Origin of the sequence: Streptosporangium sp. NPDC002524 (genome assembly GCF_040295985.1) — a bacterium.
GTDB lineage: Bacteria > Actinomycetota > Actinomycetes > Streptosporangiales > Streptosporangiaceae > Streptosporangium.
Genome location: NZ_JBEOWK010000030.1, coordinates 65720 through 90042 on the forward strand (window position 1 = coordinate 65720; position 24323 = coordinate 90042).

Genomic DNA, 24323 nt, shown 5'->3' on the forward strand with positions numbered 1-24323 from the left:
TGTCGGCCTGTCAGGGTGAACCAGCTCTTCTGAGGGAAATAGTCTTGGGACTATATTCAGCCCGCGTCGGTTCTCTGTCAATTATCCCAAGACAATTTCTGATGGAAGAAGAGTCGTGTGATGGCCGTGCACTCGCGTTACCTTGATCTCGCCGCCCAGATCCGGACCCGGATCGAGGCTGGCGAGTGGGAGCCCGGAGCCAAGCTCCCGCGTCTGGACGACTTCGCGTCGCACTACGGTGCGAACCGGGACACGATCGGCCGCGCGATCGGGGTGCTGGAATCTGAGGGCTTCGTCTGGGCGGTGCAGGGGCGCGGGATCATCGTCCGGCACGGCATGATGCGGCTGCGCAGACCGCGCGGGAACCTGGTGAAACGGAACGTCGCCACCGACGGTCCCGGCTACTCCTTCCCCTCGGCCTCCGCCCAGGAAGTCTGGAAGCACCACATTCCGCCGACCGCGTCCGTCGAGCCTCTGACCGACCCGCGAATCGCGAAACTGCTCGGCGTTCCGGCCGGTAGTCCGGTGATGCGCCGGTTCCGGGTCACCGGTCCCGAGTCGGAACCACCGTTCCAGATCAACATCTCGTGGATCCATCCGCGTGGTGTCACCGGCGCGCCCGAGGTCGACGCCCAGGCTTCCGGTCCGGGTGACTGGCTGTACCGGCTGGAGAGGGCCGGTCACTGGCCCATCAGCTGGATGGAGATCCACAGAGCACGGATGCCCACCAAGGACGAGGCCGGTCTACTGGAGATCCCCACCAGCCTTCCCGTACTGGAAATCGTGCGCGTGGGCACCTCGGGAGGCGATGGCCGACCCATCGAGGTGACCGAGTACGTCGTGGCCAGTGACCGCGTCGAAACCGTGCACGTTCTCCATCGCGACGAATCCACGAAAGCCCCGTGGCCCGACGGCACAGAGACGGGTGAGTGAGCGAATGCCCTTCATCGTTGAAGCCGCTGCCCGCACTCACATCGGACTCGTGCGCCGGCGTAACGAGGACGCCGTCTTCTCGGGGCGTTCCCTGTTCGCCGTCGCCGACGGTCTCGGCGGTCACACCTCAGGCGACGTCGCCAGCACCACCGTGATCGAAGCCCTGCGACCCCACGACCGCCAGGTCGACCCGGCGGATCTGCCCACTGTTCTGGGGCGAGCGGTCTATGCGGCCAACCAGGCCCTGCACCGCAGGATCGAAACCGAACCCGAACGGGCGGGCATGGGCACCACGCTGGTGGCGATGCTGTGGTCAGGGACGACAGCGGTCCTGGCGAACGTGGGCGACTCCCGCGCCTACCTGCTGCGAGACACCGGACGGGCATCAGCGATCATCCAGATCACCGAGGACCACACCTACGGGAACCTGGTGGCCGACGCCGGCGACGTGCCGAACCTGGCCGGGCGCATCTCCCGCTTCCTCGACGGCCGCGCCGACGGCCGCTCCCCCGACCTCACCGTCCGGGCACTCCGCGCCGGGGACCGGTTCCTGCTGTGCTCGGACGGGCTGAGCTCGGCCGTTCCCGGTGAGCTCATCCGAGACACCCTGCGCTCGTCGAACGATCCGGAGAAAGCGGCCGATCGCCTCGTCACGCTGGCCATCGACCACGGCGGCCCCGACAACATCACAGTGATCGTCATCGACGTGCGGAACGCTTAGATGCTCTCGCCGTACGTACCAAGGATCAAGGAGAGCGAACCGTGAAGCGGTACATCCTCACGGGCACACCCGGTGCTGGGAAGACGTCGATTCTCCGGGTTCTGGAAACCCACGGGTACGGCGTCGTCGACGAGGCGGCGACCGCGGTCATCGCGTTGGAGCAGGCGCGGGGAGAGGCAGAGCCGTGGTCCCGGCCGTCCTTCATCGACGACATCGTCGCCCTGCAGCGACAGCGGCAGACGCGGACGTTCACCACCGCCACGCACATCCAGGTCTACGACCGCTCGCCGATCTGCACCCATGCGCTCAGCACCTATCTGGAACACCCGATCCCCACGTCGCTGTCCGCCGAGATCGACCGGATCACGCGCGAGCGGATTTACCAGCGCCAGGTGTTCTTCGTTCGCAACCTCGGGTTCTGCGAGCCCACCGCCGCCCGGCGGATAGGTTTCGAGGACTCGCTGGAGTTCGAGCGCGTGCACGAGGAGAGCTATCGCGCGTTCGGCTACGAGCTCGTCGACATCCCGGCCGGGAGCCTGACCGACCGGGTGGCCATGGTCAGGGAGTCGATCTCGCGACTCACCGCCTGAAACCCGCGCGCCCTTCCCCTCTCAGCTCAAGGAGGCCAACCAGCCGGTCAGAATCTCATTGACCTCGTGAGCGCGTTCCTGCTGGATCCAGTGGCCGCAACCGTCCAGGAGGTGGGAGGAGGCGAGTCCGGGCAGGGTGACGGGGTAGGCGTCGATCGCTTCGGTCAGCCAGGTGGTGGAGGCGTCCAGGGCGCCGCCGATGAATACCGAAGGCGCCAGAATGGGGGCCGCGTCCCAGGGAGCCAGATCCTCCCAGTCCCGGTCCATGTTCCGGTAGCGGTTGAGTGCCGTGCTCATGCCGGTGCGTTCGAACTCTCCGGCGTAGGCGTCCAGGTCGTCCTGGGTGAGCCAGAACGGCAGCGGGCCGGTGGGGAACCGCTCGCGGAGCGTGCCGCCACGGGTGGCGAAATGGGGGTCGGGCATCCCGGGGGCGGGCATGGTGTCGCCGGAGAGTGCGGCGTAGAACCCGGCCAGCCAGCCTCGGACGTCCGGTTCGATCTCGGCCTCGGCCCGGCCGGGCTTCTGGAAGTAGCTGACATAGAACTCCTCCTCGCCGCCCATCCGGGCGAAGACCTCGCTGGGCCGGGGCCCGCCCCGAGGCGCGTAGGGAACGCTCAGCAACCCGACCGCGGTGAACACCTCCGGCCGGACCAGGGCGCTGTTGGCGGCGATGCTCGAACCCCAGTCGTGACCGATGATGATCGCGGTTTCCGCGCCGAGGGCGTGCACCACCGCGACGTTGTCCTCGACCAACTCCAGCATCCGGTAGGCCGCCACCCCGTGGGGCTTGGACGAACGGCCGTATCCGCGCACGTCCACCGCCACCGCCCGGTATCCGGCCTCGGCCAGTGCCGCCAACTGGTGACGCCAGGAGTACCAGGACTCCGGAAACCCGTGCACCAGCAGCACCAGCGACCCAGTGCCCTGCTCCACCAGATGGGTCCGGCCCGCCGGGGAGGGAACCAGGCGGTGTGTTCCTCCAGGCTTGACTGCTCGCGACATGAATCCCCTTAGTCGAGGCGCTCCTCCAGCGCATCTCCTAATCGTGGGGTGGTGTCCTGAAGATCCGCGAATCCTGTTGCCACTTCGGCAAAAATCCTCGGCTCGTGAGGTGATCTCCGCCGAAGCGCTCCGTGGTGAGCTCCCGCTTGTCTTCTTAACAAGTTCCATACATGTAATAATCTAAAGTACTAGGACAGTAGATAAATGGAGGAACCGGTGATCGAGTTCCATCTGGATGCGAAGTCCGGCGTCTCGCCGTACATGCAGCTGGTCCAGCAGGTGCGGCACGCGCTGCGGCTCGGCCTCCTGCGCGAGGGCGACCAGCTGCCGACCGTCAAGGAGGCCGTGGCGCAGTTGGCGATCAACCCCAACACCGTCCTCAAGGCCTACCGGGAGCTCGAACACGAGGGCCTGGTCGCCGCCAGGCCGGGGGTGGGGACGTTCGTGACGGCGACCCTCACCAACACCTCGCTGGCCGCGCACGGCCCGCTGCGGCTGGAGCTGCAGCGCTGGCTGGCCAAGGCCCGCCGGGCCGGTCTCGACGACGAGAGCATCGAGGCCCTCTTCACGACCACCTTTCGGACCACCGCTCAGGAGGAAATAGCGTGACCACCGTCTTACAGGCCCAGGCGCTGGGCAAGCGGTACGGCAGGCGCTGGGCGCTGCGCGAGTGCACCGTCGACATCCCGGCGGGCCACGTCGTGGGGCTGGTGGGCCCCAACGGGGCCGGTAAGACCACGTTGCTGAAGCTGGCCGGTGGCCAGCTGGAGCCGACGGCGGGCGACATCACCGTGCTGGGCGGGCGGCCCGGGGGCACGCCCGCCCAGCTGGCCAGGGTCGGGTTCGTCGCCCAGGACACCCCCGTCTACGCGGGACTGACCGTCGCCGAACACCTGCGGCTGGGCGCTCGCCTCAACCCCCGCTGGGACGCCGCGATGGCACGGGAGCGTATCGCGCGGCTCGGCCTCGTCCCTGCCCAGCGGGCGGGCAAGCTGTCGGGCGGCCAGCGCGCCCAGCTCGCCCTCACCCTCGGCCTGGCCAAACGCCCCGAGCTGCTCATCCTGGACGAACCGGTCGCCTCGCTGGACCCACTGGCCCGCCGCGAGTTTCTGCAGGGGCTGATGGAGGCCACCGTCGAGCACGAGTTCAGCGTCGTGCTCTCCTCCCATCTGGTCTCCGACCTGGAACGGACCTGTGACTACCTGGTCGTGCTGGTCGACTCCCGCGTCCAGATCGCCGGGGAGGTCGACAAGCTGTTGGACACCCACCACCGGCTCACCGGCCCGCGCCGCGATCCCGACCGCCTGCCCGCCGACCAGCACGTGGTCTTCGCGCGCCACACCGAGCGGCAGAGCACGTACGTGGTCCGCACCGACGCCCCGATCCTCGACCCCGCCTGGACGGTCACCCGGCTCGGCTTGGAGGACCTCGTCCTGGCCTACATGGAGAAGCACACCGCCGAGAACCGGCGAGCCGTTCTGGAGGCGCAACGATGATCTGGCTGACCTGGCGCCAGTTCCGCGGCTCGGCCACGATGACGGCCGCCCTGCTCGTCGCACTCGTCGCCACCCTGGCCCTGACCGGCCCTGACCTGGCCTCCCGTTACTCCACCGGAATCGCCGCCTGTACGCGGGACGGCACCTGCGACCGCTTCTTCGACCGCTTCTTCGACGAGTACCAGCTGCCCTTCATAGCCGCCAGCCTCCTCGTGCTGCTCCTGCCCGCCCTCGTCGGGCTCTTCTGGGGGGCACCGCTGATCACCCGCGAACTGGAGGCGGGCACGCACCTGCTGGTGTGGAACCAGAGCGTCACCCGCGGCCGCTGGCTGGCGGTCAAACTCGGGCTCACCGGCCTGGTCGCCGTCACCGCCGCCTGCCTGTGCGGCCTCGCGGTGACCTGGTGGTCCGCCCCACTGGACAAGTCGGCCAACACGGATATGGCCCTGATGGCCCCCCTGGTGTTCGGCGCGCGCGGCATCGCCCCGATGGGGTACGCGGCCTTCGCCTTCGTCCTCGGCGTGACCGTCGGCATGCTGGTGCGTCGCACGCTGCCCGCCATGGCCCTCACCCTGGCCGTCTTCGCCGCGATCCAGATCGCCATGCCGCTGCTCGTCCGGCCCCACCTGATGCCCCCGGTCGTCGGGACCTTCGAGCTCGGCCGGGCGAACGTGGACAGCATCAGCGTGAACCGGGACGAAAACCAGTTCGTGCACGTCACGTTGGAGTCCGCTATTCCCGGTCAGGCCGGCGCCTGGGTCCTGTCCAGCGACTTCATCGATCCGTCCGGGCGCACGCTCCCCGGCAGCGGCGAGGCGGGCGTCGCCGTCAGGACCTCCACCACGTCGGGACCGTGCGCACCGCCGGGGATGGGAGCGGGACAGGGCATGGACGGGTGCCTGGTCGAGGTCAACCGGCTGGGTTACCGGCAGCAGGCGACCTACCAGCCCCTGGAACGCTTCTGGCCCTTCCAGTGGATCGAGACCGGCATCTACGCCCTGTTCACTGTCGGCCTCACCTGGTTCTGCTTCTGGTGGGTCCGAAGGCGCCTGTCATGACCACCACCAAGACCCCGAAGACGTTAGTCACAACCGCCGCCAAGACCCCGAAGGCATTGGTCACGACCGCCGCCAAGACTCCGCGGCTGCCTGCCGTGACCACCGCCGCCAAGACCACCACCGTCAAGACCGCCGTCGTCAAGGCTGCCGTCGTCAAGGCTGCCGTCGCCGGGCTCGCCCTTCTCCTGGCGGCGGCCTGCACCGCACCGACACCGCCACGCGCCCAGGCGAGTGCGGCCGGGGCAACAGTGTGCGCCCGCCCCCAAGGACCACCCGAAGCCGAGACGGCTACCACGATCGACGTCATCGAACAGGCCTACTTCTGCATCCTCGGCACCTACTACAGCGGAGCCACCCTGGACGCCCGCGCCCTACTACACGCCGGATTCGTCGCCCTGACCCAAGAGCTCAATCGTGAAGGTCGCGACGTGCCCGAGGCGACCATGCCCGCGCTGACCGGCGACCGCAAAACCGACTGGGCCGCCTTCGAGGCCGTCTACCGAAAGGTCACCGACCAGGTCCCCGACCTGCGCGACCGGTTGGCCGACGTCACCCTTGAAGCCATCGTGGCCGCCCTCGACGACAACCACGCCCGCTGGGCGCACGACCTCAAGCGCCACCCCGACTCCTACGACGACGACGGCTACGGCCTGGGCCTTGCCGCGAACATCACCGGCCCCCAAGCCCACACCAACCCCGGCACCGCCCTTGCCCCGCTGTTCGTCACCACCGTCCACGGCGGCGCCGCGAAAACCGCCGGACTGCGCCCCGGCGACATCATCGAAGCAGTCAACGACTCGGCGCCCTTCATCGACGGGAAGGCCACCCCCGCGATCGCCGCCCTCTACCCGCAGTACCCGGAAGCGCGGCCGGTGCGGCTGCGGCTGCTGCGCCAGAGCACCGGCCACCGCTGGAACGCCACCCTTAAGCCCGGCCTGTTCCAACGCGACCTGGCCAGTCTGCAGGTGGTGCGGTCGAAGCTGGTGGATGACGACGTGGCCTATGTGCGGATGAGCGGGTTCGCCCCCGACTCCGCCAACCGGGTGTTCAAGGCCGTCTCCCGGCTGCGCACCGGCCGGATGCTGTCCGGGGTCGTGCTGGACCTGCGCGGCAACGGCGGCGGCAGCCCCACCGAAGCGATCCGGCTCCTGAGCGCGTTCGCCCACGGCAAGAACACCGCCTACCAGTGCACCGCCGACGCCCGATGCGAGGCCTCACCCACCGACGACACCGTCGAATTGCTCGGCCTGCCACTGGTCGTGCTCATCGACCGCGGCTGCGCCTCAGCGTGTGAGCACTTCAGCTCCGCGATCAAGGACCTGCACGCCGGCACCCTGGTGGGCACCAGGACCGCCGGGCTCATCTCCGGCCCGGCCCAGCCCTACCTCCTCACCAACAACACCCTCCTGAGCTTCCCCGACCGGCACCACCTGGGGCCCGACCGCGAGGTGATCGACCGCATCGGCGTACCACCCCATCACCACGTGCCCCTGACCCCCAAGGACGCGGCCACCGGATACGACCCCGCCCTGACCAAGGCCCTGACCCTGCTGCACAAATGAACGGACCTCCCCCATGAGACAGCTCCTGGCGGTCGCTGCGGGACTGGTCGTCCTGGCCGCGTCCGCCTGCTCCGCTCCCGCACCGCCCCGGGCCGATGCCGGCCCGCCGGTGACACCGACCGGTCCCATCACCCTGCCAACCCCCACCGGCCCCCACCCGGTCGGCACCACCGTTCTGTATTTGACCGACACCTCCCGGCCCGATCCCTGGGACCTCGATGTCGACGTCAGAGAGCTCAAGGTCACCCTGTGGTATCCGACCAGGCAGCGCGACGGGCAGCGGGCGCCGTACATGACGGCGAAGGAGTCGGAGCTCACGCTGAAGAGTTCCAGGATCGTCGGCGTGCCGTACGACACGCTGAGCAGGACACGAACCAACGCCGTCAAGGACGCCGCTCCCTCCGGGCGCAAGCTTCCGCTGGTGGTGCTCTCTCCCGGGTTCACCAAGCCGATGAGCACGCTCACGTCTCTGGCCGAGGATCTGGCCAGCCGAGGGTATGTCGTGGCCGGGATCGACCACACCTACGAGAGCTACGCCACTACCCTGTCCGACGGCCGGGTCGCCGAGTGTCTCGCGTGTGAGGGCGACACCGACCCGGGCTTCGGCCCGAGAGTGGTCCAGGGCCGGGCGGCCGACGTCTCCTTCGTCCTCGACGAGCTGCCGTCGAAGTGGGACGGCTCCGGCCTGATCGACCGCTCCCGGATCGCGATGGCGGGACAGTCGATCGGCGGGGCCGCCGCGCTGGCGACCATGGTGAAGGACCCCCGCGTACGTGCCGGGATCGACATGGACGGCACCACCTACGCCCGCATCCCCAGAAGCGGGTTCGCCAAGCCGTTCATGTTCGTCGGTTCGCCGGAGCACGTCCCCGGGGGCCGTGACACCTCGTGGGACCGCGACTGGAAGCTGCTGACCGGGTGGAAACGCTGGCTCGTGCTGACGGGCGCCGAACACCAGTCCTCCACCGACCTGCCGCTGCTGGCGGGCCCCCTCGGCATCAGGCCCGCCCCCGGTGTCCTGTCCGGGGCCCGTGGCTCCGAGCTCACCCGCACCTACGTGGCGGCCTTCCTCGACCGGCACCTGAAGTCGCGGCCACAGCCCCTCCTGGAAGGGCCGTCGCCACGCTATTCCGAGGTCACGTTCTGCCCCGCGACGTGCGGCACCCCCTGAAGCCATCTCGGGAACGTACGACATGATCTGGTCTCACATGGGTGGCCCGGTCGTCGGCGTTCCTGGGCCTCTGGAAGGTGATGGCAGACTTCGTCCATGAATCCGGAGAGCGTCACGGCGGCGGTGGCGGGCACGTGGCAGCTCGGTGATCTGGTCGTCAACCGGATCGGGTTCGGCGCGATGCGGCTGACGGCGAACGCCGACGGCACGCCGAGCGACCGTGACCGGGCGATCGGCGTGCTGCGTCGCGCGGTCGAGCTCGGGGTGAACCACATCGACACCGCCGCGTTCTACTTCTCGCCGCTGCGTTCCGCCAACGAGCTGATCAACCGGGCGCTGGCCCCGTACCCGGATGACCTGGTCATCACCACGAAGGTCGGGCCGGGCAAGGATCCGTCGGGGGCGTGGCTCCCCCTGGCCAGGCCGGAGCAGTTGCGCGGCCAGGTCGAGGAGAACCTCCGCCAGCTCGGCCGCGACCACCTCGACGTGGTGAACCTGCGCGTCCACGGACCCGACTCGATCGCCGAGCGCTTCGGCGCGCTGGCCGAGCTGCGCGACGCCGGGCTCATCCGCCACCTGGGCATTTCCAACGTCAGGCCCAAGCACCTCGCCGAGGCCCTGGCGATCGCCCCGGTGGTCTGCGTGCAGAACAGGTACGGCCTCGGCGCGAGCCCGGAGCGCCACGAGTTCCTGCGCGCCTGCGGGGAGCAGGGCATCGCGTTCGTGCCGTTCTTCGCGATCGCCGGGGACGGGCGCGAGGCGGGCGCGGGCGGCACCGAGAACGACGAGGTCCTCGCCGTGGCACGCGCCCACGGGGCGACGGCCGCGCAGGTCCGGCTGGCGTGGACGCTGGGGCGCGGGCCGCACGTGCTGGCCATCCCGGGCACCGGCAATCCGGATCACCTGGTCGCCAACGTGGCGGCCGGGGCGCTGCGGCTCTCTGAGGAGGAGGTCGCCCGCCTCGAAAGGGCGGTTCCGGTCACTTTCTGACTCTCCGGGCTTCCGGGGCTCCGGGGTTTCCCGGGCCTCCCGGGCCTCCGAGATCTCCGAGGTCTTCGGGGCTCCGGGACTGGAGGTCTAGCCGACCGGGCGGTAGACGCACACGTTCACGCCCGCGTCGCTGGTGACCGTGGAGACCAGTTCGAACGTGCGCAGGGCACCGTCGGCGGGGAAGATCGATTTGCCGCCGCCGAGGATCACCGGCATGACGATGAGCCGGAGCTCGTCGGCCAGCCCCTCGCTCAGGAGGGTGCGCGCGAGGGTGGGGCTTCCCATGAGCACCAGGTCGCCGCCCTCGGTCTCGCGCAGCTTCCGAAGGTGGGCGACGGCCTCGTCACCGGGGATGCGGGTGGTGTTGTTCCAGGTCAGCTCGTCGTCGCCCAGCGTCTGGGACACGACGTACTTCGGGATGGCGTTCATCCGGTCGGCGAAGGGGTCATCGGTCCTCCCGGGCCACGCCGCGGCCATGGTCTGCCACGTACGGCGCCCGAACAGCAGCGCCTCGGCCCCGCTCATCGCGTCGTCGAAGGCGCCGCCGGTCACCTCCGGGTCGAAGAACGGGTGCGACCAGCCGCCGTGGGCGAAGCCGCCGTCGGTGTCCTCCTCGGGGCCGCCCGGCGCCTGCACGACGCCGTCCAGGCTCATGAACTCGATGATCACGATACGCATGGGATTACTCCTTCGGGGGTGTGTCGCTGAGGGATGTCACTTGAGGGATGTCGCTGAGTTGTGGCACTGCCGGCGCGGACGGGCCGGCCGGGAGTGGCGCCACCGCTGTGGACGAACCGGTTGAGAGTGGCGCCACCGCTGTGGACGAACCGGCCGAGAGTGGCGCCATCGCTGTGGACGAACCGGCCGAGATGGCCGGTCAGGCGAAGTTCTCGGCCGTCCAGGTGTCCCACGCGGCCTGCTCGTCGCGGCCCGCGAAGTTCTGGTGGCCGAGGACGAGGGCGTCGCCGCGGGCGGTGCCGGAGTGGATGAACCGGTACAGGCCCTCGTCCGTCCGTACACCCAGGTTGACGGGGAGGTTCGCGTAGTAGACGACCCCGGCGGAACCGTCGGGGAGCCGGACGGGGTCGCCCTCGCGGATGTCCGGTGTGACGCCCAGCGAGTCCGTGACGATCTTCCAGATGGTGTCCGGGCCGCCCGCTCCGGGCCGGAAGGCCGTGGTGACCGACGGGGTGCGGCCGGCGAAGTGGGCGAGGTACTGCCTGAGGGTCTCCAGGTAGATGGGCCAGCCGGCCTTCATCGCCTCGAACTCGGTTTCCCAGTCGTCGCCGAGCATGCCGTTCTGCACGAGCCGCAGCACGGTCGTGCCGCCGTCGCGTCCCTCGACGAGATACTCCATCGCCATGAACCGGCCGTCGGGAGCCTCCGCGCCACGGGTCGCGAGGCGGGTGCCGGGCTCGTAGGCGGTGATCGTGGCCTGCTGGGTGTGGCCCATCATCGTCAGGTGGGCGGAGCCGCCGGCGGACGCGCCGAGCTCGGTGCGTCCCATGAACCAGGAGTCGACGCCCGGTCCGGTCGCGATCGCGTCCCAGACCTGCTCGGGGGTGGCGGCGAGCTCGATCTCCTGGACCAGCTCGAACGGGTGCGTCATCGGATTTCCTTCACACTCGGGTGGACGGCGACGACGATTCGGTGGTCGCGGCCCTTCTCGGCGGACTCGTCGTGGTACTTGGACACCAAAGCGGTGACGGCTCCGGCGAGCTCCTGGGCGAACGCGGCCCGGTCGGCGGCCGAGGCGAAGCGCACCTCGCCGTCGATCGCGAAGGTCGCGACGCGCTTGCGCGCCTTGGTGGCGCCGGTGATGAGCGCCCCGACGTCGCGGACCAGCCGGGCCGCGACGGCCAGCAGCCAGCTCGCCGACAGCTGGTCGGGGGAACGGGCCGGGTCGGGCGCGACCGACGCCAGCGCGGTCGGGGAGATCACGTAGGAGGCGGCGGTAGCGCGCATGATGCGCTCGTTGACGTTGCCCTTGCGCCGCTCCTCGATCATCTCGACGAGCCCGTGCGCCTCGAGCGCCTTCAGATGGTAGTTGACCTTCTGCCGAGGCAGGCCGACCTTGGCGGCCAGCATGGTCGCGGAGCCGGGCTCGCTCAGCTCGGCCAGTAACCGGGCCCGGATGGGGTCCAGCGAGGCCTCGGCTGCGGCCGGGTCCTCGATCACGGCGATGTCCTGCATGACCACAGACTACGACCGACAAATTATATTGTCAAGGAAGTCTTATTTTCCGGTACGCCACTCCCGCTTGGATCGGGTCTTGGCAGTTCCGGGCAGGTGTGGGCGGGTCCGGGTGACTCGGTGCCGGTCCCGCTCCGGCGCTTCACCGGTGGGCTCGCGTCGCCTCCCGGACACGGGCCATGGCCGGCCGTTGCCCGGGATCGCGCGGACGCTACGAGTGCCTGGGGACGATGTACTGAATTTTCAGGAACCGGTGGGTTCGGGCGGACAGTACATGTGTGTGGAAACGACTATGCGTGCCCGGGTACGCGCCGGGGATCCGGACGCCTTCGGCGGGCTGTTCGACGACCACGCGCGCTCGGTCTACAACCACGCCTTCCGGCTGACCGGCGACTGGTCGGCCGCCGAGGACGTGGTGTCCCTGACCTTCCTCGAAGCGTGGCGGCTGCGGGGCGGGATCGACGCGGACGGCGGCTCGCTGCGGCCCTGGCTGCTGGGGATCGCGACCAACGTGGCCCGCAACGTCAGGCGTGCCTCCCGGCGGCACGCGGACGCGCTGGCCAGGCTGCCTCCGGGTGAGGCGATGCCGGACATCGCCGAGGAGGTCGCGGCCCGCGTCGACGACGACGAGCTGCTGACCTCGGTACGGGTGGCCCTGGGCGCGCTGCGCAGGTCCGAGCGGGAGGTGCTCGCGCTGTGCGTGTGGGCCGGGCTCGGGTACGCCGAGGCGGCGGAGGCTCTCGGCGTACCGGTGGGCACGGTCCGTTCCCGGCTCTCGCGGGCGCGGAAGAGGTTGCGGAGGCTCGCCGCGAGCGTGAGCGCGGGGGCGGACGCGAGCGTGAGCGCGGGGGCGGACGCGAGCGTGAGCGCGGGGGCGGACGCGAGCGTGAGCGCGGGGGCGGACGTGGACGTGGGTGCGGGTGCGAGTACGGGAGAAAACCGGGAACCGCGAGCGCGGTCCAGACAGGTAGAAGGTGACCGCGAGAACGCGGTCCGGTTCGTTCGGGAGAAGACCCTGTGAATGCCGCAAAGCCCCGGCCCGATCGCGATCAGATCGAGGAGCCGGCCCGGTCGCTGCCGGTCCCGGTGGAGCGGGACCTTCCGGAGGAGCGTCGCCGACTGCTCAAGGAGTTCGTGATGCAGGAGATCCACCAAGACATCTCGCGGGGAAAGCCCGCACGCCGCCCGCTGCGGCGTCCCTCCTCCCTCGTCGCCGCCCTGGGCGCCGTGGCGGCGCTGGCGGTGGCCGTACCGGTCTTCGTCGGCGCGGGGACCCCCGCCTACGCCGTGGACCAGAACCCCGACGGCACGATCTCCATCAAGATCAACGAGGTCAGGGAGCCCAAGAGGCTGGAGGCCGACCTGAACGCCCTTGGCTTCAGGGCGGTCGTGGACTACGTACCACAGGGAAAGCAGTGCGAGGATCCGCGCGGCGACTTCCTGCCGCGTGAGAGGTCCTACGGACGCGCCGCCGACGACGCGCTGGTCCTCATCGACAGGGAAACGCCCTCCGAAGGAGGGTTCGTCTTCAACCCCGGCGCCCTCGACGAGGGACAGACGGCGGTACTGGAGTTCACCATCGGCGAGCCCACCGTGGGCATATGGGCCCGGATCTCGAACGGGCCGGTGAAGCCGTGCGTCCTGGTCGACAGTGCCGAGCACCCGTTGGGTCCCTCAAGAGCGCCAGGTTCGTCGGGCGGATGAGCCACCCGGGTCCGCCGACCTCGGCGAGCCGGTGAACCTGGCCGTCCGGCCCGGTCACGGCCCTCTGCGACACGTCACCCACCGGAAGCCAGGGCGAGGCCGCGCGTCCGTGTTACGGGAAAACGGGGGCCGCGCGTCCGTGCCGCCGGAGAACGACGACGGCCCCGTCCCGGATCTCTCCAGGACGGGGCCGTCGCAGGTGCCCGGGGTGGTGGTCTCCGGATTTCCTCGGGTTGCCCCTGCGGAAACCGGCCGCCCCGGGTCACGGGCTAGCGGACGCCTCGCCTGCCGTAAAGGCTCACCGCCAGGATGACGCCGACTGCGGCCAGGGCGATCTGGATGATCAGCTCGATCCAGTCGATACCGGATGTGGCGGAGACCCCCAGGGCTCCGGCGATCGCGGTGCCGATGAGTGCCGCGACGATACCGATCACGATGGTCAGCCAGATCGGGATGCCCTGCTTGCCGGGCACGACGAGCCGACCCAGGGCACCAATGATGGCGCCGATAACGATGGCGGTAATGATGCCGGTGACTGTCATGTTCCACGCTCCCTGTCTGCTCAGCTGCCAGGCGTATGCCCTGGGAAAAAGGAACAACACATAACGGGGTGCCCTGAATTAGTGGCCGCCGGTCACGAGTCCGTCGCGTGGGGGTCTCAGGCTGGTCCTGGCCCGTTACCGTCCGCGGAGGAAATCGGGCTTCACCTGCCCCGGGAGTCCCATGGCCCCCATCCGCCCCCTGATCCGCCTTTCGAGGGAAGTGGCTAGAAAGATCGGAAAAATGGGCCGAAGTTAGGGGGTGGCGGGGTGGGGACGGCGGGTTTTCAGGGGGTGTGACCCCGCCGGTTCAGCCTGCCCTGCCGGTGCCACCTCTCCTGTCGGTTCCGTTGGTCTCACCGGTCTCACTGGTCTCACCGATCTCGTTGGTTCTGCCGGGAGTGGCCATGCCGTCGGTGCTCGTGCCGTCGGTGCTCGTGCCGTCGGTGGAGGTGCGGGAGGCCGAGGTATCGGGGGTGGCTCTGACTTGAACGGAAGTGTCCGGGGTGGTCGCGGGGGTGGCGGTGTTCAGGAGGGACCGGGCGAGGCCGAGGCCGGCGCCGCCGAGGGTGAGGGCCTTGGCGAGCATCTCCTCGACGCCCTGGGCGCCGTTGAGGACGACCATGTGGTCGACGTTGCCGAAGGCCTTCGCGCCCGCCTCGACGATCTGGGGCCACTTCTCGGCGAGCTGCTGGGCGATGACCGCCTCCTGGTTCTCGGCGAGGGCGTCGGCGCGGGCGCGGATCGCGTCGGCTGCGGCCAGGCCCTTCGCCCTGGCGGCGTCGGCCTCCGCGAGCCCCTGCGCCTTGGAGGCGTCGGCGGCGGCCAGGCCGCGGGCCCTGGCGGACTCCGCCTCGCCGAAGCCGGTGACCTTCGTCGCCTCGGCGGTGGCGATGCCGCGCAGCCGTACGGACTCCGCCTCGGCCGCGGCGGCCTGCTTGACCTGTGACGCCTGCGCGGCGGCGCGGAGCTCGGTCTCGCGCGCCTCGGCCTCAGCCTGGGCGATGCGGGCGTCGCGCTCGGCCCGGGAGACCGTCACGGTCTCGTACGCCCTGGCGTCCGCGGGTTTGCGGATCTGGGCCTGGAGCCGCTGCTCGGCCAGCGCGGCCTCCAGCTCGGCCGCGCGGGTCTCCTGGACGACGACCTCCTGCCGGGCGGACGCCTCGGAGAGCGGCCCCGCCTGGCGGGACCTGGCCTGGGCCTCGTCGATCTCGGCCTGGTAGACGGCCTGCTTGATCTGCGAGTCGCGCCACGCCGCGGCCTTGTTGGCGGCGGCGATCTGCTCGGCCTGGGTGGCCTCCTGGTCGCGCTGGGCCTCGGCGATGCGGGCCGCGGCGGCGATACTGGCGGCGTGCGGCTTGCCGAGGTTGGTGATGTAGCCCGTCCCGTCCTCGATCTCCTGGATCTGCAGGGAGTCGACGATCAGACCGAGCCTGATCATCTCGTCGGCGGCCGAGGCACGGGTCTCGCCGGTCAGCCGCTCGCGGTTGAGGATGAGGTCCTCGACGGTGAGGTTGCCGATGATCGAGCGCAGGTGACCGGTGAACAGTTCGTGGATGGCGCCGTTCATCGAGTCCTGCTGGTCCAGGAAGCGCCGCGCGGCGTTCGCGATCGAGTGCAGGTCGTCGCCGACCTTGTAGATCACGACACCTCGTACGACCACCGGGATGCCCTGCTGGGTGACGCAGGAGACCTGGAGGTTGGCGGCGCGGCTGTCCAGGCGCAGGCGGCGCGCGGTCTGGAAACCGGGGAGCACCGAGGTGCCCTTGCCGGTGACGATCCTGAACCCGAGGCTGTCGGCGTCCGTGGAGTTACCCCGGGCGCCGAGACCGGAGATGATCAGCGCCTCGTTGGGCTCCGCCACCCGCCAGACGGTCTTGAACAGCAGGATCATCACGAGAAGGGCGACAAGGGCCACGCCCCCTATGACGAAGTACTCCGTGGGCATCTCGGCCTCCGCGATGTGGGGGAGAAGAGTGGGAGATCGGGTTCGAGGGAGGAGTCCCGGGAGAAAGGGGTGTCGAGGGTGGGGTGAACGAGGTCAGGGGAGGGCGCGGGCGACGTAGACCGTGCGCGGCGGGAAGAACTCGACGATCACCACGATCGAGGCAGGGGCGATCTCCTCGTCCGGGACCGTCGGGTGGGCGTAGAACGCCTCGACGCCCCCGCGGACCGCCACCATCACCTCCCCGACCAGGCCTGGGCCGATCCTCCCGGTGACTCTTCCCTGCTTACCGATCACGCGATACTCCCCGCGGCATCCGTCAAAGAGGAAAAGCGAACGCGGACGCCGCCCCCGGTATGCCGCGTCCCACCGTCCGGCGACACGGAGGCGCCGGATCCATCACTAATCCCCTCACTTCACTTTATACGGGTATCGGGTTGAATGACCATAACGTTCTGGGTTATCCGGTAATCCCTATGACGCGCCTCCCCTGCTCCGGGGGGAGTGACATCGGAAGGGCACTGAGCAGCGGAAATGGGATGAGGGCGACGCGAGGATGACATGGGACGCGTACCGGGCCGCTCGCGACATGGCTGGTTTTCCCCGGATCGGATAAGCCCAGGAGACACCGAAGCCGCATCACCCCCTCTCCCCCTTTAATTCCCAGCCACCATGGCATGCCTCTCATATGGGAGATGTCACGACAGCGCGTTAATGGCACGGGTAAAAACTTCCCGAAAACGCAGCGCGGCAGCCCCGCCGATCCATTCACATCGTGATGATCGCCCCATGACCGATCCTCACGAGATCAATCCCCGTAAGGCCCTGGAACTCGGCATGGACCGGCCCATCTCCCGTCGAGACTTCTTCGATGGGGTGATCGCGGCCACCGGGATCGCGGCGGCCTGCTCGCTGCCCGGGATGGGCGAGTGGGGCGGTTCCCCTCCCGCGCCCCCGGAGAATCTGGAGCTTTCGCCGGACACGTCCTATCCGCCGTCCCTCACGGGGCTGCGCGGCGACACCGCGGAGGCGCTGAGCGTGCCCCACGCCCTCCGCGACCGGCGCTTCTGGCCGTACGCGGGCACGCCGGAACCCACCGGCGAGCACTACGACCTGGTCGTGGTCGGCGCGGGGATCAGCGGCCTCAGCGCGGCCCACCGGTGGCTGGAGCGCGACCCCTCCGCGCGGATCCTGATCCTCGACAACCACGACGACATCGGCGGGCACGCCCTGCGCAACGAGTTCCGTCCGGCGGCGCGGAAGGGGCCGCTGGTCGCGTACGGCGGCTCGCGGTCGATGGAGCGCCCGTCGGCGTGGACCCCCGAGGGCAGGGACCTGCTCGCCAAGCTGGGCATCCACCCCGAGAGCGTCGGAGAGCCCACCGGCCGGGGACTGTACGCGAGCCTGGGGATGCACGACAGCGTCTTCTGCGACCGGGAGGCCTTCCCCGCCGGGAACGCGGAGAAGCTCGTCGTGCTCACGCCCGGCGTGAGCGCCGACCGCTGGATCGCCGAGCTGCCCGTCGCGGAGCAGGCCAGGAAGGACCTGCTCATGCTGTACGGGAATCCGCCCGACTGGTTCCCCGGCCTGTCCGCCGAGGAGAAACAGGCGCGGCTGGCCCGGCTGACCTACTCGGGCTTCCTCAGGGACGTCTGCGGGGTCCACCCGGACGTGCTGGCGTTCGTCAGGACCATGCCGAGCGACGAGTGGGCCTACGGCTCCGACGCCTTCGGCGCGATCGACGCCTGGGGCGGCGCCGACGAGTACCGGTACGCGGGGTTCCAGGGGCTCGGGCTCGACAGGTCCAAGCCGTCCAGGTACAACTCCCCGACCGTGATCAAGGAGTGGGACGCGGGCGAACCGCGCGCCTGCCGCTTCCCCGAGGGCAACCAGGCGATCGCCCGGATGATGGCCGCCCGGATGGTTCCCGGCTTCGCCACGGCCACCGGCGTGGAGGGCATCACCACCGCGCGCTTCGACTACGGCGTGCTCGACCGGCCGGGCAACCGGGTCCGGATCCGCCTGTCCAGCCCGGTGGTCTCGGCCGCCAACGACGGCCTCCCCGGCACGGATCCCGGCCCGGATCCCGGCCCGGATCCCAGGACGGCCACCGGTGCCACGGTCGGCTACTTCGACGGCGAGCGGGTGAGGACCGTCCGGGCGGGCGGCGTGATCATGGCCTGCTGGAACGCGATGATCCCCTACCTGGTCGGCGACCTCCCGCCCGCGCAGCAGGCGGCCCTGCGGCGGTCGGTCAAGGTGCCCCTGCTGTACGCGACGGTCCAGCTCCGCGACTGGCGGGCCTGGCGGGAGCTGGGGATCAGGCGCGCCCGGTTCACCGGCGCCCGCTGGTGCGTGGCCGAGCTCGGCGACCCGGTCGACCTCGGCGGCTACCGGTCCCCGAGGAGTCCCGAGGAGCCGATCGCCGTGCACATGGCCAGCACCCCCGTCACCCCCGGCATGTCACCCGCGCAGGGTTCGGTCGCCGGACGGTACTCCCTGATCGGGACGCCGTACGAGCACCTGGAGTACGGCATCCGCGACCAGCTCACCCGGCTGCTCGGCCCGGGGGGCTTCGACGCGGCCCGCGACATCGAGGCGATCACGGTCAACCGGTGGGGACACGGCTACGCGCCCGAGTACGCCACCCCGTGGGACCTCGACTTCTACCCCGACGGGCAGCCCCCGGCGGCCGTCGCCCGCGTGCCGCACGGCCGGATCGCGATCGCCAACTCCGACTCCGTTCCCGCGGCCCGCGCCGACGCGGCCGTCACGGCCGCCTACCGCGCGGTCGCGGAGCTCCAGATCCGGCCGCCGAACCCCTCCGGTGGCCCGATCCTGATCTGATCCGGCCTGAGTGTGGCCTGGCCTGGCGTGGCGTGGCGTGAGTCTGGTCGGGCTGAGTCTGGCCGGTCCCGAGTCTGGCTCTCGCGCCCCCGGTGGTCCGGTTCTCCCAGCCCCGGTTCGCTCAGCCCGGTTCGCTCAGCCCGGTTCGCTCAGCCCGGTTTCCCAGCCCGGCTCTCTCAGCCCGGCTCTCTCAGCCCGGCTCTCTCAGCCCGGCTCTCTCAGCCCGGCTTTCTCAGTGTGGTGAAGGCCCAGCTCATGCTGGGCTCGACCGCCCAGCGGGTGACGCGCCGTACCGGGGACGTGCACAGCAGGGCGGCGAGCCCGACGCCGAAGAGCGCCACGGCCGCGACCCCCGGCACGGTCTGGGACCAGTCGCCGTAGAACCGCTCGGCGACCTTCACCACCAGGCCGTGGAGGAGGTAGGCGTACATGGTCGCCATGCCGAGCCCGGAGTACCAGGTGCGCCTGGACGGGGTGATCGCCAGGAACGCGGCGACGAGCAGCGCCCCGGCGGCCAGCATGCCCAGGCGGATCAGGCTGCCGGTGAGGTCGTCCACCCCGATCACGTCGTTGGCGTGCCGCCAGCGGATCCACTCGGTCTTCACGGAGGTGTGGATCGCGAGCGCCAGGGCCGCCCCGGCGACCAGGACGACCGCGCCCGCGACCCGGACCCACCGCCTCTTGAGCCACTCGAAGTGCTCGGGCCGCAGCATGAGCCCGAGCACGTAGAACGGGAGCAGGCCGAGGGTGCGGTTCATCGACAGCTCGTCGGGGAGCCTGCTCATCCCCGACAGCAGCGACAGTCCCACCGCGACCGCCAGCGGCCACCGCAGCTGCTGCCAGACCGGCGTGGACAGCCGCCACAGGAACAGCGACATCAGGAACCAGGTCAGGTAGTACGGGTCGAGGAGGCTGATGTCGAGCTTGCCGTACAGGAGGAGGCGGGGCAGCGAGTAGATCAGCTCGAAGATCACGTACGGGACGGCGAGGGTGCTGATCAGCTTGCGCGCCTTGCCCGACCCGAAGGTGAAGTTCCGTGACAGATAGCCGCTGAGCACGATGAACAGCGGCATGTGGAACGTGTACACGAAGAAGTAGGCGGCGTGCGCGACCGGGACGTCCCGCAGGTCCTCGATCAGGTGGCCGGACACGACCAGGGTGATCGCCAGGAACTTGGCGTTGTCGAAGAACGGGTCCCTGCCCGCGGCGGCCGGGAGGACGACCCGCAGCGGGGTTGTGACGCTCACAGCCCGGGACGGTAACCGGACCCGCCCAACACCCGGCGAACGGCCGGTGACGCGCGGGGAAATCCCCGCCGCGAACCACGGCACCGGCCGCCCGCGAACGACCCGGCGCTCAGGGACGGCCGGACGCCCACGGACAGCCGGGCGTCACTCAGGGGAGCCAGGCGCCCGCGGACGGCCGAGCGCCCGTGTACAACCCGACGCTCGCGTACGGCCGGGCGCTCGTATACGGCCGAGCGCCCGCGTACGGCCGGGCACCCGGGGACGACCCGGCGCCCGCGGACACCTGCACCTGCATCTGTGCGTGTCCGTGGGCGCCGGGGCGGACGTCGTCATCGCGCCGCGCGGGTGGTCACGCGACGGCGGCGGCGCTCGCCTCCCAGAGGGCGCGGGCCAGCGCGGGGTCGCGCATTCCCCGGGGAACGGCCGCGGGGGCGCTCTTGGCGAAGTAGCGGCCCGGATGGGCGGCGCCGTCCGGGTGGGTGGCGAGGTGGACCATGGTGCTCGCGCCCTCCTCGACGGTCTGGCCCATGCCGGGAACGTTCTTCACCATCCACATCATGAACGTCGACGGGGCGAACTCCGTCTTGATCACGCCGGGATGGAAGCAGGTCGCGGTCACCTCGGTGTCCTGGAGGCGCCGGGCCAGCTCGACCGTGAACAGGGCGCCCGCCTGCTTGGAGTCCCCGTACTGGAGCCAGCCGTTCCAGCGCCGTCGCTCGCGGTCGAGGTCGGACGGGTCGAGGCGCCCGGTCTTGCCCGCGCGGGAGGTGGTGGTGATCACCCGCCCCGCGACCCGTTCGAGCAGCAGGTTCGTCAGGAGGAAGGGGGCCAGGTGGTTGACCTGGATCATCGTCTCGTGGCCGTCGCGCGTGAGCTTGCGCTCGGTGGTCATGACGCCCGCGTTGTTGACGAGGATGTCGATCCGTTCGTAGCGGGACAGCAGTTCCGCCGCCAGCCTTCGCACATCATCCAAAAGGGTGTAATCGCAGGTAAAGGTATCCGGAAGGGACCCGGAGACCGCCTTCACCCTTTCCGCCACGCGCGCCGTCTTGTCGGGATTACGGCCGACCAGAACCACCTTCTGCCCGCGTCTCGCGAGCTCCACCGCAGCGGCTTCGCCAATTCCGGCACTAGCCCCGGTAATCACACTAATCATCAGATCCTCCACTGCGCAAAAACCTTATTCGGTGCTAGTCTCCTGTGCGATCTTCGGAGGCGTATCCATCCCTAAACCGGCACGAGCCTCCACACGCTCAGGGGTTGGGACGAGTGGACATGAGCTCTAGAAACCGCTCGATTCGGTTCAAGATTTTCCTGCTGTTGCTCCTGCCGCTGCTGTCGCTGAGCGCGCTCTGGGGCTTCGTGCTCAACCTGACCGTCGGGGACGGTATCGCGCTGCTGAGGGCGAACACCCTCTACCAGACGGTGGGCGTCACCTCCACGGAGCTGGGCCTCCAGCTCCAGGCCGAGCGGACGCTGGCGTCGGTGGCGATCAGCTCCCGGGTCCTCACGAGCGGGATGGGCGAGCAGCGCGCCCGCACCGACCGCGCGGTCGAGGGGTTCAGGGTGGGCGCCGCCGGTGACCATTCCGGCAGCCCGGAACTGGCCAACTCGCTGGACGAGCTGCTCCGCCAGCTCGACAGGCTCCCGAACGTCCGCTCCGGCGTCGACAGCGGGCAGCACTCGCGTCTGGACGTGCTGTCGAACTACAACCAGATCCTCGACAGGGTCTTCCTGGTGTACGACCAGATGGTCGCGGTGCCCGACCTCTCGATCTTCCAGCAGGCCGCGGCCATGCAGGGGATGGGCAACGCCCACGAGATGGTCGCCAGGGAGGACGCGCTGATCAGCGGGGCGCTGATCGACTACCGGCTGTCCGAGGAGGAGCGCAGGGCCTTCGGCGAGTACGTCTCCACCCGGCGCTTCCTGCACACCCGCGGCGCGGCCTCGCTCGACTCCGAGCTGGGCGCGCAGTACCGCGACACCTTCTCCTCCGCGGCCTTCGAGAAGTTCACCAACCTGGAGAAGGCCATCGCCGGGTCGTCCGGCGGCCGGCTCGCCCCGGAGGCGAGCACGTGGAAGGCGACCACGAACTCGCTCTCGACCTGGCTGGACCAGGTCAACCTCGCCGCCTCCAAGAAACTGGCGGCACGGGCCCAGGACGTCGCCACCGGCGTCATGGTCCGGATCATGATCGCAGGCGGCGTCGGCCTGATCGCGGTGGTGGCGTCGATCATCATCTCGGTCCGCTTCGGCCGCCGCCTCGCCACCGAGCTGGCCGGGCTCCGCTCGGCCGCCCTGGATCTGGCGGACGTGCGGCTCCCCCGCGTCGTGGACCGCCTGCGGCGCGGCGAGGACGTCGACGTACGGGCCGAGGCGCCGCCGATCCAGGCGGGTGGCTCGACCGAGGTGCACGACGTGGCGCACGCGTTCGGCTCGGTGCAGCGCACCGCCGTGGAGGCCGCCGTCGGCCAGGCCAACCTGCGGCGCGGTGTCAGCCAGGTCTTCGTGAACCTGGCCCGGCGCAAGCAGAGCCTGCTCCACCGCCAGCTCACCCTGCTCGACAGCATGCAGCGCCGGGCGACCGACCCCGACAGCCTCGAGGACCTGTTCCGGCTGGACCACCTGACCACCCGCATGCGTCGGCACGCGGAAGGCCTCATCATCCTGTCCGGCGCGGCGCCCGGCCGGACGTGGCGCAAGCCGGTGCCCGTGATCGACGTGCTGCGGGCCGCGGTCGCCGAGGTCGAGGACTACACCCGGGTCAACGTGCTGCCGGTGCCCGACGTCTCGCTCGACGGGGCCGCGGTCGCCGACATCACCCACCTGGTGGCCGAGCTGATCGAGAACGCCACGATCTACTCGCCGCCGCAGACCGTGGTGACCGTGCGCGGAGACGTGGTGGCGAACGGGTTCGCCGTCGAGGTCGAGGACCGCGGCCTGGGCCTGACCCCCGTGGAGTACGCGGCGATCAACGAGCGGCTGGCCAGCCCGCCGGAGTTCGACCTGGCGGACAGCGACCGGCTCGGCCTGTTCGTGGTGGGCCAGCTCGCCTCCCGGCACGGCGTCCAGGTCATCCTGCGCGGCTCGCCGTTCGGCGGCACCACGGCCATCGTCCTCATCCCCCGCCCGGTGATCGCCCAGCAGGAGTCGCCGCTCGCCCTCACCGCGGAGCGGACGTCCTTCACCGCCGAGCGCGTCCCCGGGCGTCAGAAAGAGGTGTTCGAGCCCGCCCCGCCCGGCGCGCTCGCCCCTCCGGCCGGCGGCAACGGCCTCCCGCGCAGGACGAGGCAGGCCTCCCAGAACCAGCCTGGACAGACGGGCCAGACCGGTCAGCCCTTCCAGCAGAACCAGCCGGAACAGCCCGCCGCCCCGTCCCTCAGCGTGGTGACCGACCTGCCCGCCCGTACCCCGTCCCCGGACCAGGCGGGGCAGCCGCCGGTGCCCGCGGGCCACGAGACGGGCTGGGGCGCGGCGGCGCGCGAGGCCCCGGCCGGCGCGCCCTTCCCGGCGTCGCCCCAGGGACCGTCCCACGCGCCCCGTGAGTCCCACGAGACGCCTCGCGAAGCCCCGGCCCGGGAGAAGGGCGGCAACGGCGGTCCGACGCGTCAGACGGCCACACAGCCCCTCACGGGGCCGGGCGGCCTGCCTCGCCGGGTCCGGCAGGCGAACCTGGCGCCTCAGCTCCGCCAGGACTCCGAGCCGGCCGGGCCGGAGCCGAGGACGGACCCCGGCGAGGAGCGTTCGCCGGACGAGGTCCGCGCGCTGTTCTCCGCCTTCCAGGCGGGGGCGCGACGCGGGCGCGAGGAGCAGGACAATGACTTCGCGCACCATACGACAGGCGACAAGGAGGACAAGTGACCGGGAAATTGACCAACACCGGCGAGCTGAACTGGCTCCTCGACGACCTGACCACCAGGGTGGGCGCGGTACGCCAGGCGGTGATCCTCTCCACCGACGGGCTGGCCGTCGGGTTCTCCAAGGGCCTCCTGCGTGAGGACGCCGAGCATCTGTCCGCGGTCGCCGCCGGATTCCAGAGCCTGGCGCGCGGCGCGGGACGCCACTTCGGCGGCGGCGAGGTGCGCCAGACCATCGTGGAGATGGAGTCGGCGTTCCTCTTCGTCACCGCCGCCGGGCAGGGGACCTGCCTGGCGGTGCTGAGCAGCTCCGACGCCGACGTCGGCCACATCGCGTACGAGATGGCGATGCTGGTCAAGCGGGTCGGCCAGCACATCTCCACCAATCCACGCCAGGGTCTCTCGTGAGCGAGGGAACGGGGGGCCGCGTCGTCGACGGACCGTTGGATCCCCGATCCCGGTGCTGGA

At 70.3% G+C, this 24323-nt stretch carries 23 protein-coding genes; 14 read left to right on the top strand and 9 right to left on the bottom strand.

Annotated elements, in window-relative coordinates:
* Window positions 1-120: 120 nt before the first annotated feature.
* Genes ABT053_RS36670 through ABT053_RS36680 form a run of 3 tightly spaced genes read left to right on the top strand, consistent with a single transcriptional unit; the run spans window position 121 to window position 2244 of the window.
* Window positions 121-933, top strand: coding sequence for a GntR family transcriptional regulator (locus ABT053_RS36670; RefSeq protein WP_350975595.1), 813 nt, complete (start codon window positions 121-123; stop codon window positions 931-933).
* Between the two features lie 49 nt (window positions 934-982).
* A complete protein-coding gene (locus ABT053_RS36675) occupies window positions 983-1654 on the top strand; it encodes a PP2C family protein-serine/threonine phosphatase (RefSeq protein WP_350975597.1) in 672 nt (223 codons plus the stop codon).
* A 41-nt stretch (window positions 1655-1695) separates the two neighbouring features.
* Complete coding sequence (locus tag ABT053_RS36680; RefSeq protein WP_350975598.1) at window positions 1696-2244, top strand: ATP/GTP-binding protein; 549 nt, start codon at window positions 1696-1698, stop codon at window positions 2242-2244.
* Window positions 2245-2265: 21 nt separating this feature from the next.
* Here ABT053_RS36680 and ABT053_RS36685 read toward each other — a convergent pair whose 3' ends face one another.
* Window positions 2266-3246, bottom strand: coding sequence for an alpha/beta fold hydrolase (locus ABT053_RS36685; protein WP_350975599.1), 981 nt, complete (start codon window positions 3244-3246; stop codon window positions 2266-2268).
* 216 nt (window positions 3247-3462) lie between these two features.
* Here ABT053_RS36685 and ABT053_RS36690 point away from each other — a divergent pair, with 216 nt between their 5' ends.
* The 6 genes from ABT053_RS36690 (at window position 3463) to ABT053_RS36715 (ending at window position 9523) form a co-directional block, all read left to right on the top strand.
* Window positions 3463-3855, top strand: a complete 393-nt coding sequence (locus ABT053_RS36690) for a GntR family transcriptional regulator (RefSeq protein WP_329083425.1) — start codon at window positions 3463-3465, stop codon at window positions 3853-3855.
* The gene (locus tag ABT053_RS36695) at window positions 3852-4742 is read left to right on the top strand and encodes an ABC transporter ATP-binding protein (RefSeq protein WP_350975601.1); all 891 of its coding nucleotides are present in this window, start codon (window positions 3852-3854) and stop codon (window positions 4740-4742) included. Before ABT053_RS36690 ends, ABT053_RS36695 begins: the two co-directional genes overlap by 4 nt.
* The gene (locus ABT053_RS36700) at window positions 4739-5800 is read left to right on the top strand and encodes an ABC-2 membrane transporter-related protein (protein ID WP_350975603.1); all 1062 of its coding nucleotides are present in this window, start codon (window positions 4739-4741) and stop codon (window positions 5798-5800) included. Before ABT053_RS36695 ends, ABT053_RS36700 begins: the two co-directional genes overlap by 4 nt.
* Complete coding sequence (locus ABT053_RS36705) at window positions 5797-7362, top strand: S41 family peptidase (RefSeq protein WP_350975605.1); 1566 nt, start codon at window positions 5797-5799, stop codon at window positions 7360-7362. The genes ABT053_RS36700 and ABT053_RS36705 overlap by 4 nt, the downstream gene beginning before the upstream one ends.
* 13 nt (window positions 7363-7375) lie before the next feature.
* Window positions 7376-8533: an alpha/beta hydrolase family protein gene (locus ABT053_RS36710; RefSeq protein WP_350975607.1), complete on the top strand. Its 1158-nt coding sequence runs from the start codon at window positions 7376-7378 to the stop codon at window positions 8531-8533.
* 96 nt (window positions 8534-8629) lie between these two features.
* Entirely contained in the window at window positions 8630-9523 is an 894-nt protein-coding gene (locus tag ABT053_RS36715; RefSeq protein ID WP_350975608.1) for an aldo/keto reductase, read from the top strand.
* An 87-nt stretch (window positions 9524-9610) separates the two neighbouring features.
* Here the strand turns inward: ABT053_RS36715 and ABT053_RS36720 are convergent, their stop codons facing one another.
* From ABT053_RS36720 to ABT053_RS36730, 3 genes are all read right to left on the bottom strand, one after another.
* Window positions 9611-10201: a dihydrofolate reductase family protein gene (locus ABT053_RS36720; RefSeq protein WP_350975610.1), complete on the bottom strand. Its 591-nt coding sequence runs from the start codon at window positions 10199-10201 to the stop codon at window positions 9611-9613.
* Window positions 10202-10400: 199 nt separating this feature from the next.
* On the bottom strand, window positions 10401-11132 hold the full coding sequence (locus tag ABT053_RS36725) for an SRPBCC family protein (protein WP_350975611.1): 732 nt from the start codon (window positions 11130-11132) through the stop codon (window positions 10401-10403).
* Window positions 11129-11716 carry an ArsR/SmtB family transcription factor gene (locus ABT053_RS36730; protein WP_350975612.1) on the bottom strand — a complete coding sequence of 196 codons (588 nt, stop codon included), beginning with the start codon at window positions 11714-11716 and terminating at the stop codon, window positions 11129-11131. Before ABT053_RS36730 ends, ABT053_RS36725 begins: the two co-directional genes overlap by 4 nt.
* Window positions 11717-12008: 292 nt before the next feature.
* Here ABT053_RS36730 and ABT053_RS36735 point away from each other — a divergent pair, with 292 nt between their 5' ends.
* A complete protein-coding gene (locus ABT053_RS36735; protein ID WP_350975614.1) occupies window positions 12009-12737 on the top strand; it encodes an RNA polymerase sigma factor in 729 nt (242 codons plus the stop codon).
* Window positions 12734-13420 carry a hypothetical protein gene (locus tag ABT053_RS36740; RefSeq protein WP_350975616.1) on the top strand — a complete coding sequence of 229 codons (687 nt, stop codon included), beginning with the start codon at window positions 12734-12736 and terminating at the stop codon, window positions 13418-13420. The genes ABT053_RS36735 and ABT053_RS36740 overlap by 4 nt, the downstream gene beginning before the upstream one ends.
* Window positions 13421-13689: 269 nt before the next feature.
* Here ABT053_RS36740 and ABT053_RS36745 read toward each other — a convergent pair whose 3' ends face one another.
* The 3 genes from ABT053_RS36745 to ABT053_RS36755 form a co-directional block, all read right to left on the bottom strand.
* Window positions 13690-13962: a GlsB/YeaQ/YmgE family stress response membrane protein gene (locus tag ABT053_RS36745; RefSeq protein WP_329088698.1), complete on the bottom strand. Its 273-nt coding sequence runs from the start codon at window positions 13960-13962 to the stop codon at window positions 13690-13692.
* Window positions 13963-14269: 307 nt separating this feature from the next.
* Window positions 14270-15907: an SPFH domain-containing protein gene (locus ABT053_RS36750; RefSeq protein WP_350975618.1), complete on the bottom strand. Its 1638-nt coding sequence runs from the start codon at window positions 15905-15907 to the stop codon at window positions 14270-14272.
* Between the two features lie 93 nt (window positions 15908-16000).
* Complete coding sequence (locus ABT053_RS36755; RefSeq protein ID WP_350975620.1) at window positions 16001-16201, bottom strand: NfeD C-terminal domain-containing protein; 201 nt, start codon at window positions 16199-16201, stop codon at window positions 16001-16003.
* Between the two features lie 492 nt (window positions 16202-16693).
* On the opposite strand from ABT053_RS36755, the gene ABT053_RS36760 reads away from it, so the two are divergent.
* Window positions 16694-18751 carry a flavin monoamine oxidase family protein gene (locus ABT053_RS36760; RefSeq protein ID WP_350975621.1) on the top strand — a complete coding sequence of 686 codons (2058 nt, stop codon included), beginning with the start codon at window positions 16694-16696 and terminating at the stop codon, window positions 18749-18751.
* Between the two features lie 218 nt (window positions 18752-18969).
* Here the strand turns inward: ABT053_RS36760 and ABT053_RS36765 are convergent, their stop codons facing one another.
* On the bottom strand, window positions 18970-19998 hold the full coding sequence (locus ABT053_RS36765; RefSeq protein WP_350975623.1) for an acyltransferase family protein: 1029 nt from the start codon (window positions 19996-19998) through the stop codon (window positions 18970-18972).
* 349 nt (window positions 19999-20347) lie between these two features.
* Window positions 20348-21154, bottom strand: coding sequence for an SDR family NAD(P)-dependent oxidoreductase (locus ABT053_RS36770; protein ID WP_350975624.1), 807 nt, complete (start codon window positions 21152-21154; stop codon window positions 20348-20350).
* A gap of 119 nt (window positions 21155-21273) precedes the next feature.
* Here ABT053_RS36770 and ABT053_RS36775 point away from each other — a divergent pair, with 119 nt between their 5' ends.
* Window positions 21274-23859, top strand: coding sequence for a sensor histidine kinase (locus ABT053_RS36775; protein ID WP_350975626.1), 2586 nt, complete (start codon window positions 21274-21276; stop codon window positions 23857-23859).
* A complete protein-coding gene (locus ABT053_RS36780) occupies window positions 23856-24263 on the top strand; it encodes a roadblock/LC7 domain-containing protein (protein WP_329088690.1) in 408 nt (135 codons plus the stop codon). Before ABT053_RS36775 ends, ABT053_RS36780 begins: the two co-directional genes overlap by 4 nt.
* Window positions 24264-24323: the final 60 nt, after the last annotated feature.

Coding starts and splice junctions, on each gene's coding strand:
- ABT053_RS36670 (WP_350975595.1), top strand. CDS start 121: ATGGCCGTGCACTCGCGTTACCTTGATCTCGCCGCCCAGATCCGGACC.
- ABT053_RS36685 (WP_350975599.1), bottom strand. CDS start 3,246: ATGTCGCGAGCAGTCAAGCCTGGAGGAACACACCGCCTGGTTCCCTCC.
- ABT053_RS36700 (WP_350975603.1), top strand. CDS start 4,739: ATGATCTGGCTGACCTGGCGCCAGTTCCGCGGCTCGGCCACGATGACG.
- ABT053_RS36705 (WP_350975605.1), top strand. CDS start 5,797: ATGACCACCACCAAGACCCCGAAGACGTTAGTCACAACCGCCGCCAAG.
- ABT053_RS36710 (WP_350975607.1), top strand. CDS start 7,376: ATGAGACAGCTCCTGGCGGTCGCTGCGGGACTGGTCGTCCTGGCCGCG.
- ABT053_RS36715 (WP_350975608.1), top strand. CDS start 8,630: ATGAATCCGGAGAGCGTCACGGCGGCGGTGGCGGGCACGTGGCAGCTC.
- ABT053_RS36720 (WP_350975610.1), bottom strand. CDS start 10,201: ATGCGTATCGTGATCATCGAGTTCATGAGCCTGGACGGCGTCGTGCAG.
- ABT053_RS36725 (WP_350975611.1), bottom strand. CDS start 11,132: ATGACGCACCCGTTCGAGCTGGTCCAGGAGATCGAGCTCGCCGCCACC.
- ABT053_RS36730 (WP_350975612.1), bottom strand. CDS start 11,716: ATGCAGGACATCGCCGTGATCGAGGACCCGGCCGCAGCCGAGGCCTCG.
- ABT053_RS36735 (WP_350975614.1), top strand. CDS start 12,009: ATGCGTGCCCGGGTACGCGCCGGGGATCCGGACGCCTTCGGCGGGCTG.
- ABT053_RS36745 (WP_329088698.1), bottom strand. CDS start 13,962: ATGACAGTCACCGGCATCATTACCGCCATCGTTATCGGCGCCATCATT.
- ABT053_RS36750 (WP_350975618.1), bottom strand. CDS start 15,907: ATGCCCACGGAGTACTTCGTCATAGGGGGCGTGGCCCTTGTCGCCCTT.
- ABT053_RS36760 (WP_350975621.1), top strand. CDS start 16,694: ATGACCGATCCTCACGAGATCAATCCCCGTAAGGCCCTGGAACTCGGC.
- ABT053_RS36770 (WP_350975624.1), bottom strand. CDS start 21,154: ATGATTAGTGTGATTACCGGGGCTAGTGCCGGAATTGGCGAAGCCGCT.
- ABT053_RS36775 (WP_350975626.1), top strand. CDS start 21,274: ATGAGCTCTAGAAACCGCTCGATTCGGTTCAAGATTTTCCTGCTGTTG.